The organism is Streptomyces ossamyceticus, assembly GCF_001418475.1.
In the GTDB taxonomy this organism is placed as follows: Bacteria; Actinomycetota; Actinomycetes; order Streptomycetales; family Streptomycetaceae; genus Streptomyces; species Streptomyces ossamyceticus.
Window position 1 is genome coordinate 1 of sequence record NZ_LIQX01000186.1, and the last position, 12,066, is coordinate 12,066.

The 12,066-nt window shown below is 71.5% G+C and carries 10 protein-coding genes; 6 read left to right on the forward strand and 4 right to left on the reverse strand.

All coding sequences use genetic code 11. The annotated features are described in order from the left end of the window. The coding region (locus AOK15_RS15265; protein ID WP_055516959.1) for an alpha-L-arabinofuranosidase C-terminal domain-containing protein at window positions 1–2,444 on the forward strand (2,444 nt) is incomplete at its 5' end. A gap of 139 nt (window positions 2,445–2,583) precedes the next feature. Here the strand turns inward: AOK15_RS15265 and AOK15_RS15270 are convergent. After that, window positions 2,584–3,366: a LysR family substrate-binding domain-containing protein gene (locus AOK15_RS15270; RefSeq protein WP_079058504.1), complete on the reverse strand. Its 783-nt coding sequence runs from the start codon at window positions 3,364–3,366 to the stop codon at window positions 2,584–2,586. Window positions 3,367–3,450: 84 nt separating this feature from the next. On the opposite strand from AOK15_RS15270, the gene AOK15_RS15275 reads away from it, so the two are divergent. Beyond that, window positions 3,451–3,846, forward strand: a complete 396-nt coding sequence (locus AOK15_RS15275; RefSeq protein ID WP_055516980.1) for a DUF5997 family protein — start codon at window positions 3,451–3,453, stop codon at window positions 3,844–3,846. A 97-nt stretch (window positions 3,847–3,943) separates the two neighbouring features. Here AOK15_RS15275 and AOK15_RS15280 read toward each other — a convergent pair whose 3' ends face one another. After that, window positions 3,944–4,741, reverse strand: a complete 798-nt coding sequence (locus tag AOK15_RS15280; protein ID WP_055516963.1) for a hypothetical protein — start codon at window positions 4,739–4,741, stop codon at window positions 3,944–3,946. Between the two features lie 183 nt (window positions 4,742–4,924). Here AOK15_RS15280 and AOK15_RS15285 point away from each other — a divergent pair, with 183 nt between their 5' ends. Then, entirely contained in the window at window positions 4,925–6,922 is a 1,998-nt protein-coding gene (locus AOK15_RS15285; protein WP_055516966.1) for a hypothetical protein, read from the forward strand. 24 nt (window positions 6,923–6,946) lie between these two features. Here AOK15_RS15285 and AOK15_RS15290 read toward each other — a convergent pair whose 3' ends face one another. Both AOK15_RS15290 and AOK15_RS15295 read right to left on the reverse strand, forming a co-directional pair. Next, the gene (locus AOK15_RS15290; protein ID WP_055516968.1) at window positions 6,947–8,092 is read right to left on the reverse strand and encodes a hypothetical protein; all 1,146 of its coding nucleotides are present in this window, start codon (window positions 8,090–8,092) and stop codon (window positions 6,947–6,949) included. A 41-nt stretch (window positions 8,093–8,133) separates the two neighbouring features. Then, window positions 8,134–8,529: a hypothetical protein gene (locus AOK15_RS15295; RefSeq protein WP_055516970.1), complete on the reverse strand. Its 396-nt coding sequence runs from the start codon at window positions 8,527–8,529 to the stop codon at window positions 8,134–8,136. Between the two features lie 199 nt (window positions 8,530–8,728). On the opposite strand from AOK15_RS15295, the gene AOK15_RS15300 reads away from it, so the two are divergent. From AOK15_RS15300 to solA, 3 genes are all read left to right on the forward strand, one after another. Beyond that, window positions 8,729–9,643: a LysR family transcriptional regulator gene (locus tag AOK15_RS15300; protein ID WP_055516973.1), complete on the forward strand. Its 915-nt coding sequence runs from the start codon at window positions 8,729–8,731 to the stop codon at window positions 9,641–9,643. Window positions 9,644–9,716: 73 nt separating this feature from the next. After that, window positions 9,717–10,775, forward strand: coding sequence for a tartrate dehydrogenase (locus AOK15_RS15305; RefSeq protein ID WP_055516975.1), 1,059 nt, complete (start codon window positions 9,717–9,719; stop codon window positions 10,773–10,775). Window positions 10,776–10,887: 112 nt separating this feature from the next. Continuing rightward, complete coding sequence (gene solA / locus AOK15_RS15310; RefSeq protein ID WP_055516978.1) at window positions 10,888–12,024, forward strand: N-methyl-L-tryptophan oxidase; 1,137 nt, start codon at window positions 10,888–10,890, stop codon at window positions 12,022–12,024. Window positions 12,025–12,066: the final 42 nt, after the last annotated feature.

Consider the following 12,066-nt stretch of genomic DNA (forward strand, 5'->3'; position numbering starts at 1 on the left):
CCACCGCCTTCCTGGTGGCGGCGGCCTCGGTCCCGACCCCCGCCCACGCCGAGGACGTCAGCGACTACACGATCACCGTCGACACCACCGCCAAGGGCGCCAGGATCGACGACACGATGTACGGCGTCTTCTTCGAGGACATCAACCGGGCCGCCGACGGTGGCCTGTACGCCGAACTCGTCCAGAACCGGTCCTTCGAGTACTCCACCGCCGACAACCGCGCGTACACCCCCCTCACCTCCTGGACGGTCGACGGCTCGGCCCGGACCGTGAACGACGGCGGCCGGCTCAACGACCGCAACCGCGTCTACCTCTCCCTGGGCGCCGGTTCGACCATCACGAACACGGGCTACAACACCGGCGTCCGCGTCGAGAAGGGCAAGAAGTACGACTTCTCGGTGTGGGCGCGGGCCGAGAGCGGTACGAACCTGACCGTCGCCCTGAAGGACGCCGGCGGCACGCTGGCGAAGGCCCGCCGGGTGACCGTCGCCGCCGGCGGCTGGGCGAAGTACCGCGTCGTCCTGAAGGCGACCCGGACCAGCTCCGACGGCCGCCTCGCCGTCGCCACCTCCGGTGCCGCCGCCCTCGACGAGGTGTCCCTCTTCCCCCGTGACACCTACAAGGGCCGCCGCAACGGTCTGCGCAAGGACCTCGCCCAGAAGATCGCCGCCCTGAAGCCGGGCTTCCTGCGCTTCCCCGGCGGCTGCCTCGTCAACACCGGCTCCATGAAGGACTACAGCGAGGCCTCGAACTGGGAGCGCACCCGCGCCTACCAGTGGAAGGACACGATCGGCCCGGTCGAGCGGCGGGCCACCAACGCCAACTTCTGGGGCTACAACCAGTCCTACGGCCTCGGCTACTACGAGTACTTCCAGTTCGCCGAGGACATCGGCGCGATGCCGCTGCCCGTCGTGCCCGCCCTCGTCACCGGTTGCGGCCAGAACAAGGCCACCGACGACGAGGCCCTGCTCCAGCGGCACATCCAGGACACGCTCGACCTGATCGAGTTCGCCAACGGGCCCGCCACCAGTGAATGGGGCCGGGTGCGGGCCCGGATGGGCCACCCGAAGCCCTTCCACCTCACCCACCTCGGCGTCGGCAACGAGGAGAACCTGCCGAACGAGTTCTTCGCCCGCTTCCAGAAGTTCCGGGCCGCCATCGAGGCGAAGTACCCCGACATCAAGGTCGTGTCGAACTCCGGCCCCGACGACGCGGGCAGCACCTTCGACACCGCGTGGAAGCTGAACCGCGAGGCGAACGTCGACATGGTCGACGAGCACTACTACAACAGCCCCCAGTGGTTCCTCCAGAACAACGACCGCTACGACTCCTACGACCGCAAGGGCCCCAAGGTCTTCCTCGGCGAGTACGCCTCCTGGGGCAATGCCTTCAAGAACGCCCTCGCGGAAGCCGCGTTCATGACCGGCCTGGAACGCAACGCCGACGTCGTCGAACTGGCCTCTTACGCACCGCTCCTCGCCAACGAGGACTACGTGCAGTGGAGCCCCGACATGATCTGGTTCAACAACCACGCGTCCTGGGGTTCGGCCAACTACCAGATGCAGAAGCTGTTCATGAACAACGTCGGGGACCGGGTCGTCCCCTCGACGGCCACCGGAACCCCCGCGGTCAGCGGCCCCATCTCGGGAGCCGTGGGCCTGTCCACCTGGGCCACGACCGCCGCGTACGACGACGTCAAGGTCACGGGCGCCGACGGGGCGACCCTCCTCAGCGACGACTTCAGCGGGGACGCCTCGCGGTGGACCCACACCGGTCGCGGCAGCTGGTCCGTGCAGGACGGGCAGTACGTGCAGACCGATGTGGCCGCCGAGAACACCATGGTCTTTGCCGGTGACCCCTCCTGGCACGACTACGACCTGAAGGTGAAGGCCACGAAGAAGTCCGGCAAGGAGGGCTTCCTCGTCGCCTTCGGCGTCAAGGACACCGGCAACTACTACTGGTGGAACCTCGGCGGCTGGAACAACACGACCAGCGCGGTGGAGCAGGCCGTCGACGGCGGCAAGTCGTCGCTGATCTCCAAGCCGGGGACGATCGAGGCGGGCCGCGCCTACGACATCGAGGTCAAGGTGCGGGGCCGCAAGGTGACCCTGCTTCTCGACGGCCAGGAGTGGGGCAGCTTCACCGACGACAAGCCGGCGGAGCCGTTCCGGCAGGTGGTGACGCGGGACGCCAGGACCGGTGACCTGATCGTCAAGGTCGTCAACGCGCAGCCGGTCGCCGCGCGTACGGCCGTCGACCTCGGGGGTGCGAAGGTGCGGGGGACGGCGCGGGTGACCACGCTCGCGGCGGCACCGGATGCCGTGAACACGGAGACGGCTACGCCGGTCGCGCCGGTGACGTCGACGTTCCGTGGGGTGGCGAGGAAGTTCAGCTACACGTTTCCGGCGAACTCGGTGACGTTCCTTCGGATCAAGAAGCGGTGAGGAAGGGCGGCCGCCGGGTCTGAGATCCGTCCGGCCGCGGGTGCGGGGGGGCTGGTCACGCAGTTCCCCGCGCACCTTTGTCGGGCCTGCGGCCCGATCCAGGAGGCTGCGGTCCGACTTGAGGGGCGCGGATCGTGGGTTACGAGCGGCGGCGGGGCTTTCCTGGCCTGCCGCCGCTCTTCGATGTGCGGGTGCCGCCGGAGCCGGCTCGGGGGTTGCGGGCGGTCGGCTTTCCGGTGGTGGGCTGGCGGCGGGTGCCGGTGCCGGGCTGGCGCTTCGGCTTCGGCTGCTGCTTCTCCTCGGCGGGCTTGGAGCGGCCGCGGGAGCTGTTGACCGTGCGGCCCCGGACGATGCCGATGAAGTCCTCGACCATGTCCGTGGTCGCGTCCTGCGGCCAGGACAGGGCGATCCGGGACTCGGGGGCGTCGGTCAGCGGGCGGTACGTCAGGTCCTTGCGGTGGTGCAGGCGGGCCAGCGACTGCGGGACGACGAGGAGCCCGATCCCGGCCGCCACCAGCTCGATCGCGTCCGCCGTGGTGGCGGGGCGCTCGAACGCCGGCTGCCCCGGCGGGCGCTCCCAGTCGAGGGTGTCGTCGAGGGGATGCAGCACGATCTCGTCCGCCAGATCCTCCGTGGACACCTCGTCGACCGCCGCGACGACATGGTCCTTCGGCACCACGACCACCGTGGCCTCGGTGTAGAGGGGGATCGCGCTGAGGTCCGCCCCGTCCACCGGCAGCCGGACGAACCCGGCGTCCGCCTCGCCGCCCCGCAGCGCGCCCAGCGCCTCGGCGGCGGACACCTGGACGAGGGTGAGGGGAATGTCGGGCAACCGCTCGTTCCAGATCCGCACCCACTTCGTGGGCGTCACTCCCGGAACGTACGCGAGCCGGAACGAGGGCGATGCATCCGAACCTGTCACACGACCAGGCTATCGGGCCTGGCCGTCACTCCCGCTCTCCGGGCGTGGTCAGCGATGGCGCACATGCTCGATACCCTGGACACCATGACGTCGCACCAGACCGCACCCCAGACCATGAAGCCCGCGACCGCGGCGAAGAAGCTGGGCGTGTACCTCGAAGCCACCCCCGCCGAGTTCCGGGAGGGCGTCGTCTCGCGCGCCGAACTGAACGCGCTCCAGGCCGACCCGCCGGCCTGGTTGCAGGAGCTGCGCCGCAACGGCCCGCACCCCCGCCCGGTCGTCGCCGCCAAGCTGGGCGTCTCCATCGCGGGACTGGCCCGCGCCGGTGTCACCGAGGCCCTCACCACGGAGCAGATCGAGGCGCTGAAGGACGAGAGCCCCGAGTGGCTCCAGCGCGAGCGCGCCACCCAGGCCGAGGTCCGCAAGGAAGGCGCCCGCATCAAGAAGCGCAACGCGGAGCGGGCGGCGGAACGCCCCTAGGGACAGCGGACCCCGAGGCGGGCCGCTCTCGCCCCGTGGCGGGCCGCTCTCGCCCCGTAGCGGGTCGCTCTCGGCGGGTCGCTCTCAGGGGGCGCTCTCAGAGCGCGAGCACCGGCCGTACAGTGAAGTCCTCGTAGAGGTCCTCGCCTTCCTCCCCGTACACGAACTCGGCCATCGACGGGTTGACGTTCGCCGTGGCCAGGGGCAGCCAGCCGAGCAGATGGCCGTAGCCGCCGCACACGGACTCGCCGCCGTCGCCGCCGCGCACCACCGAGGGGTCGCTCGTCAGTTCTGTCGTGTACGTGTCGTACGCGATGCGCAGGCCGAAGGCGTTCGGTTCGTGCTGGGGGCCTGTGGGGTGGCTGTAGGGGACCCGGTCGAGGGGGCAGTCGTCGCCCCAGTGGAACAGGGTGCCGGCGCCCGCCCCGCAGGCGTGCTCCCACTCGTCCGAGGTGGGCATGCGCAGACCACGTGCCGCCAGGACGGCCGGCGTCCCGGCGGCCGGCTCCGTCAGATGCTCGCCCTCCACCGCCATGAGCACGGCGTCCAGCACCGCCTCACGGCGCGGGCTGAGCACCTGTGCGAGGTGTTCGCGAAGGTCGTTGTCGTACCCGTATCCCTCGGCCACGCTCCGGGCGTAGTCCGCCGACTGCTCGGGCGTCGGCCGCCAGGCCGCGGCGTCGAAGCCCAGCGTGACCCGGCCGCCCGGTATCAGGGCGAACCGCTGCCCGTCCCGCTCGATCAGCACACGGTGCAGCGGAGCACCGAGGTGCTCGACGGTGTCGACATGGACCACCCGTCCTCCCACCTGGGCGGCGGCGTCCTGGGCGACCTGCCGCGCGATGGCCGGCGCGAAGGAGCGCCATGTGTCGAGAGTGAGACCGGCGAGAGACATGCGACGCAGTGTGACATGGGGGTCTGACAGTGCCCCGGCGGACGGACGGCTGCGGCCGTGATCGGTCGGTCGAAAAGTCGTTCGGCAGCGGCCTTGCTCGGTGACAGGATGACCGCCGGGACACGGATGGACACGTGTCCCGAGGTCACGAGGTCACGAGGTCACGGGGTTGTGGGGGCGCGGGTGGCGGGTTTCGCGGTGGAGGCGTTGGACGATGTGCCGTGGGAGCGGCTGGAGCCGGTGCTCGCACAGCGTCCCAGGACGGGGACGCGGGCGGCCCTGCGGAGGCTCGCGCTGAAGGGCGAGGCGGCGACCGAGGAGGACTGCCACCCGCTGTACGACTGCCTCGTGCTCGGCACCGGACGCCTGCCCTCCGTCAGTACCGCCGCGCTGCCGTTCGTCGCCGCCCTCGCCGACGATCCGGCCTGCGGCGCGCGGCGCGAACTCGTGGGGATTCTGGTGAGCTTCGCCAGGTTGGCGGCCGAAGCCGAGCCGGGCCAGGTGGACGAGGCGTGGCACGAGGCATGGCGGCTCCAGCGGCCGGTGTTCCTGGGGCTGCTGGCGGACCCGGACCCCGACGTGCGCAGGGAGGCCCTGCCTCTCGCCGGGGACGTCGGCCCGCTGCTGGACCGCTGGCGGGTCGAGACGGACCCGACGGTGCGGCCCGCCGTCCTGCTGGAACTGGGGACGGCCGCAGGCGCCGCCGGCCCGGAGGCGACGGACCGGGCACGGGCGGCGGTGACCGAGGTGCTGCGGACGGACGACCCCGTTCTGCGGGTCGCGGCCGTGCACGCCTGGGCCGTGTTCGATCCCGAGGCACCGGAGCGGGAACGGAACCTGCTGACGGAGATCCTCACCGACCCGGCGGTGCGACCGCTGTTCGAGGCGGAGTGGTACGTCCCCGACGTCGAGACGGCCTTCACCCGCGAGGACGTCGTCTCCTGGACGGTCGGCCTGTTCGCCTCCGTGCCCCCGACGATGCTCGACTTCGTTCTCGACCTCGTCGAGGCGGCCCGCCGCAACGGCGACGCCCCGCTGTGCCGTGTCGCGCTCGACGAGGCGTGGCGGCTGCTGGTCCTCCGGCCGTCCGTGGCCGAGCGGCTGCTGCCGCACGCCGGCGCGCTGCTCGCCGACCGGGACGACGGCGTCCGCTACCGGGCCGCCCACCTCCTCGCGGCACTGGGCCCCCGCGCGGCCCCCTACGCCGACCAACTCGCCGCCCTCCTCGACGACCAGGGCGAGGACCAGCACGACTTCCTGGAGGGCACCGTCGGCGACCACGCCCGCTGGGCGCTGACCCGCATCGGCGACCCGCGCGCCCTGCCGGGCCTGATCGCCCGGCTGTACGCGCCCTACGAGGGGCAGTACTCGCGGGCCTACTGCTCGGGCGACCCCCGCCTGCCGGAGGTCGAGGACGTCCTGACCCCGCTGACGGCGCACGCTCGGACCCTGGTGCCGGACATCCGCGCCCTGCTCCGGAAGGACGGCAAGGGCGGCGGGCTGACCTGCTGCCTGCTCGGTGTCCTCGCCGCGTGGGGTGAGGCGTCCGCGCCCGCCCTGCCGGAGGTGGTGGCTCTGCTGGACGACGCCCGGTACTCGCTGACCGCGATCGACGCGCTGGTGGCGATGGGGCCGGCCGCGGCGTCCGCCGCACCCGAGGTGCGCCGTGCCACCGTCCTCGACCACCCGGCCAACCATCAGAAGGTAGCGTGGGCCGCCTCGGTCCTCGATGGTGACAGCGCGTCGGCGCTGCGGCTCGTGGGCGAGGCCGTGCTGACGGAGGAGGAGCCCTTCTACGGTCCCGTCCACCTCATCGGTCGCTTCGGCCCGGCCGCCGCGCCCTACGCCGACCGGGTACGACAGCTCATGGAGCGCGGCGACGGCTGGCTGCGTCTGCGGTCCGCGATCGCGCTCGCGTCGATCACCGGCGAGGCGGAACCGAGCCTGTCCGTCCTGGAGGAGTATCTGCGGCCCATGGCCGACGGCGACGACTCCTACGGCTACTTCGTCGACGCGCTGCGCGCCCTCGTCGGCATCGGCACGGTCACCGCCGGGACCCGTGCGGTGCTGCGCCGGGCGCGGGACGCCGACCGGCGGCTGGCGCCCCACGGGGACTACCGGACGATCCTGTTCGACGAGGAGATGAGGGCCCTGATCGACGCTGTCCTCGACCTGCCATGACGTGGGGACGGTCGGGGCTCGCGTTCAGGACGCCGCTTCGCTCCAGCGGGTCAGCGTGCCGTTCGCGTCGTCGTAGGTGAGCCAGGTTCCGTCCCCGAGCGGGCGCACATGGCTGTCGACGTGGCCGGTGGGATATGTGATCGCTCCGTGTATCTCCAGGGTGTGCGCGTCGAGCAGCCAGTGGCGTCCCTCCGCCGGGTCGTCGGCGGTGTCGATCGTCGAGGCGATGACCGTGTCGGCGTCAACGAAGCCGCCGCCGTGGTCCCAGCAGAGCGGCTCGTCCTCGTCGTCGAGGTCTTCGCCGTCCTCGCTGTCTTCGTCGTTTTCGTTGTCCTCGTCGTCGAGGTCCGTCTCGTCATGGGTCTCCGGCCCGGCCTCCGCCGCTTCGCGCTCGGCGAGCACCGTGCCGTCGAGGGTGTGCAGCCTCAGGTCCGTGCCGTAGTGCTCGGCGGTCAGGAAGCCGGGGTGCGCCGGGTGGACGTCCGTCAGGTCGCGGTCCAGGGTCTCGTTCAGGTCCCAGGCGGTCAGCTCCTCGCCGTCCCAGCGGGCCCAGTGCAGCAGGAGGCCGTCCTGGCCCATGCCGATGCTCAGCCCCATGTGGACGCCGTCGGGGTGGGAGACGTGGTGGGAGCCGGAGGCCGCGCTGGCCAGCGGCAGCCGGGCCAGCTCATGCCCGTCCCGCGCGTCCAGGACGGCCCAGTACTCCTGCCCGCCGTGCTCTTCCGGCGCCACGACATGTGCCCAGACGAGCCGGCCGTCGTCGGATATGCGGCAGGACCCGTGCTCCAGTCCGTCGCACACCTCCTGCTCGTCCCCGGTGTGCGGGTGCCCGAGGAGCGGGCCCCAACAGCCGTGCCGGTACTCCCACAGCGTTGCTCCGTCGGGGGCCATGGCCCGCACCGCCCGCTGGCCCGAGAACACGGCGAACGACGCGTCGGCGCTCACCGAGTGGACACCCCCGCGCCAACCGGGCCAGGGCAGCGGGAAGACGGCGGTCGGCGCGCGCTCGCCGGCGAACAGCCCGGCCAGGTCGTGGACCTCCAGCGTGCGCCCGTTCCTCAAGAGGGCGCGATGCGGGCGGTCGGTACGGCTGTCGAGGGCGAAGCCGTTGACCAGTGATCTTCCGTTCGGCAACTGCACCGAGTCGCGCAGGCGGGCTGTGATCGACATGGCCCGAAGGTACGGCACCCCACTGACATCGGTGCCGGCCCTCAGCACTCCGCCTGCGCGGACACCGCGCGGAAGCGGGCCAGCAGGGCCCGGGCCGGCGGGGCCGCCGGGTCGAAGAACTGCTTGGCCAACGGGGGCGGCACGGCCGGTCCGTGCATCCGGACCTCCTGGCACGTGAAGCAGAACGCGGCTTCGAACAGCGCCGTGTCGAGGGCGTCCCCGTAGGCCCGGACGCTCCACCCGGGCGAGAACCCGCACCGGTGCTGTTCGCCGCCCGACAGCTCCTCGATCAGGGCCAGGGTGTCGGCGACCTCGCCCCCGACCCAGTGCGCGACCACACGGCCGGGATAGGCGTCGTTCCTCCTCGCCGGAAGCGCGGAGATCCTGACGACCTCGATCAGGGCGGTGGCGGCGACGGCCTCGGCGGGGAGCTCCATGCGCGCAGTCTGCCGTGCCCGGCCCCCATCCGACGCGTGTGATCGAGAATGCGCACCACGGACCGCGGTGATCCGGGCGGTGCAGTATGGAGCGTGACGGGTGCGGTCCCTGGCGGTGACGGCACCAGACGATCCTTCACCCACCATGGTCGGGACCGATCGAGTCGTCGGTTGATTTCTTCCAGGTCAGAGGGCGCGTATGGACATTCGGCAGCTGGAGTACTTCCTCGCGATCGTTGACCGTGGGGGGTTCAACCGTGCGGCGTCGGCCCTGTACGTGTCCCAGCCGTCGCTGTCGCAGGCCGTGCGCGCGCTGGAACGTGATCTCGGCTCCGAGCTGTTCCATCGCATCGGGCGCAGGGCCGTGCTGACGGAGGCGGGAAGGGCCCTGATCGAGCCGGCTCGGGAGGCCGTGCGGAGTCTGGAGACGGCACGGGCGAGTGTCGCGGCGGTGCACGAGCTGCGTGAGGGGCGCCTGGACGTGGCGTCGATGCCGTCGCAGGCGGTGGAGCCGCTGACGAGCCTGGTGAGTGCCTTCTGCCGCCGTTATCCCGGTGTTTCCGTGGCGATCAACGCGGCGTTCACGTCGCGGGATGTGATCGACATGGTGCGCACGGGTGCGGTGGAGTTGGGGCTTCTGGCGTCCACCGGTCCTGTTTCCGACAAGGAGGTCGTCTCCCATGCGCTGGGGCGGCAGCGTTTTGTGCTGGTGGTGCCGGCCGACGGACCGTTCGCCGGCCGGACGGCGGTGGAGTACGAGGAACTCGGCGGACAGCGGCTGATCGTCGGGCAGCCGGGTACCGGGATGCGTGCCTACGTCGACGCGCTGCGGGAGCGGGGCATCGAGTTCACCGTGGCCGTCGAGACCGAGCACCGGGTGTCGCTGATGCCCCTGGTCCTGGCCGGGGTGGGGCTGGCGGTGGTCACGGACTCCTGGCGGGACCTCGCCGGGCGGCTGGGCGCCCGCGTCCTGGACATCGAGCCGGAGAACACCTTGGACATCGCCCTCGTCGCCCGCCGCGGCATCCTGTCGCCCGCGGCCGCCGCGTTCGTCACGGCCGCGACGGCGGACGCCGCGCTCGTCACGGCCGCGGCCTCGGAGGCCCGCAGCTGATAGGCGCCGCTTATAAGGGAAATCCGCTTTGCGTCTTGGACGCCCCAGGGACCGCCCTGCTGCAATCGTCGGCATGACAACGAACCACCGCATCGCCCTGATCCCGGGCGACGGCATCGGCACCGAGGTACTGCCCCCGGCACAGCAGGTGCTCGATGTCGTCGGCCGCCGCCACGGCTTCAGCCTGTCCTACACGTCGTACGACTGGTCCTGCGAGCGGTACCTGAGGGAGGGCGCCATGATGCCCGCCGACGGGATCGACCAGCTGCGTGACAAGGACGCGATCCTGCTGGGCGCGGTGGGATACCCGGGGGTGCCCGACCATGTCTCCCTGTGGGGGCTGCTCATCCCGATCCGGCGCGGCTTCCGCCAGTACGTCAACCTCCGGCCCATCCGTGTCTTCGAAGGCATCGACAGTCCGGTGCGCGGCGCACGGCCGGGCGAGGTCGATGTCGTCGTCGTGCGCGAGAACACGGAGGGCGAGTACAGCGAGGTCGGCGGCCGACTCCACCGGGGCTTCCCGGAAGAGATCGCCGTGCAGGAGGCCATGTTCACCCGGGCCGGCGTCTCACGCGTGCTGGACTACGCCTTCACGCTCGCCTCCCAGCGCGGCGGCCGCTTGACCTCCGCGACGAAGTCGAACGGCATCGTGCACACCATGCCGTTCTGGGACCAGCTCGTCACCGAGCGGGCCGCCTCGTTCCCGGAGGTCGCCTGGGACCAGGAGCACATCGACGCGCTCGCTGCCAAGTTCGTCCTGGAGCCGGCCCGTTTCGACGTCGTCGTCGCCTCCAACCTCTTCGGCGACATCCTCAGCGACCTCGCGGCCGCCGTCGCCGGATCCATCGGCATCGCCCCGGCGGCCAACCTCAACCCCGAGCGGGACTTCCCCTCGATGTTCGAGCCGGTGCACGGCTCCGCGCCCGACATCGCGGGCAAGGGCATCGCCAACCCGCTGGGCGCGATCTGGTCCGCGGCCATGATGCTCGACCACCTCGGCCATCCCGACGCGGCCAGGGACATCACGGACGCCATCGCGTCGGTCCTGGCCAAGACCGATGTCCGTACCCGTGACCTGGGCGGAACCGCGACCACCGCCGAGTTCACCGACCGGCTGATCGAACTCCTCTGAGCCGCCTCCCTCCGCCTCAGATGACACAAAACGTGGGTTGAACTGCGGGTTTCCCGGGCTGATAGTGAACGCCTCTGCCCGCGGGACAGAACCGGAAGAAAGGAGCGACCTCATGAGCATCCCGAAGCGAGTCGCCGTGATCGGCGCCGGCAGCATGGGCAGCCAGGCCATGTGGCGGCTGGCCGCCCGCGGAGCCGAGGTCATCGGCTACGACCGGTACGCGCCGGGCCACGACCGCGGCGCGGCCGGGGGCGAGAGCCGCATCTTCCGAGCCGCCCACCTCGGCGAACCCGGCTACATTCCGCTGCTGCGGCTCGCGGACGACCTGTGGGAGCAGCTCCAGACGGAGACGGGCCAGCGGCTGCGACGCCGCAGCGGAAGCCTCGTGATGGGAGAGGCCGACTCACCGGCCATGCGCCTCCTCCTGTCCACCAGCGCGGTCCATGGCCTGGATCACGAAGTACTGGACCGGGACGCCCTGGCCCGCCGCTACCCGCAGCATCGTCTCCCGGACGGGCACACCGCCGTACTCGACAGGTTGGGCGCCGTCATCAGGCCCGAGGCGTCCATCCAGGCGGCCGCCACCCGCGCCGAACAGTTGGGCGCCCGGCTGCACCGCTACACCCCGGTGCGGGAGGTCGTCCCCGCGGCCGGTGGCGGGGTGAACGTCGTCACCGACCGGGGCACGGACCACGTGGACGCGGCCGTGGTGAGTGTGGGTCCCTGGGTCAACACACTGCTCGCGGACCTGCCTCAGTCCGTCGACGTCCGCCGGGTGGTCTGCTCCTGGCACCTGCCCACCCGCCACGACTGGTTCGCGGGCGGGGCGCCCTCCTTCGTGCGCAGCACCCCCCACGACTGCTTCGGGATCCCGTCGCCCGACGGCGTCTCCGTCAAGCTCGGTCTCTCCTACGCACGCCATCTGCCGGTCCCCGAACCGGAACGGCTCGACCGCACGGTCCGCCCCGAGGAACTCGGCACCTTCCACGAGCTCATCCGTGAACTGATGCCCGACCTGAACCCCGACCCCATCAGGATGTCGGCCTACATGGAGGGCTACACCAAGTCCGGGAACCCGCTCGTCGGCCACCTCCCCGGCGAGGACGACATCATCGTCATGGCCGGCTTCTCCGGCAGCGGCTTCAAGCTCTCGCCCGCGATGGGCCAGATCGCCGCCGACCTGGCGCTCGACGGCACGACCGAGCACCCCGTCGACTTCCTCGCTCCGGCTGGAGTCGGCGCCACCTGACCCAGGGCGAGCGTCGACGACCCCACACCGCCGCCCCTGCAC

What these genes read in the sequence shown, in the direction of transcription:
- AOK15_RS15290 (WP_055516968.1), bottom strand. Translation starts at nt 8,092, where the DNA reads ATGTCGATCACAGCCCGCCTGCGCGACTCGGTGCAGTTGCCGAACGGA.
- AOK15_RS15280 (WP_055516963.1), bottom strand. Translation starts at nt 4,741, where the DNA reads ATGTCTCTCGCCGGTCTCACTCTCGACACATGGCGCTCCTTCGCGCCG.
- AOK15_RS15305 (WP_055516975.1), top strand. Translation starts at nt 9,717, where the DNA reads ATGACAACGAACCACCGCATCGCCCTGATCCCGGGCGACGGCATCGGC.
- AOK15_RS15275 (WP_055516980.1), top strand. Translation starts at nt 3,451, where the DNA reads ATGACGTCGCACCAGACCGCACCCCAGACCATGAAGCCCGCGACCGCG.
- AOK15_RS15295 (WP_055516970.1), bottom strand. Translation starts at nt 8,529, where the DNA reads ATGGAGCTCCCCGCCGAGGCCGTCGCCGCCACCGCCCTGATCGAGGTC.
- AOK15_RS15300 (WP_055516973.1), top strand. Translation starts at nt 8,729, where the DNA reads ATGGACATTCGGCAGCTGGAGTACTTCCTCGCGATCGTTGACCGTGGG.
- solA (WP_055516978.1), top strand. Translation starts at nt 10,888, where the DNA reads ATGAGCATCCCGAAGCGAGTCGCCGTGATCGGCGCCGGCAGCATGGGC.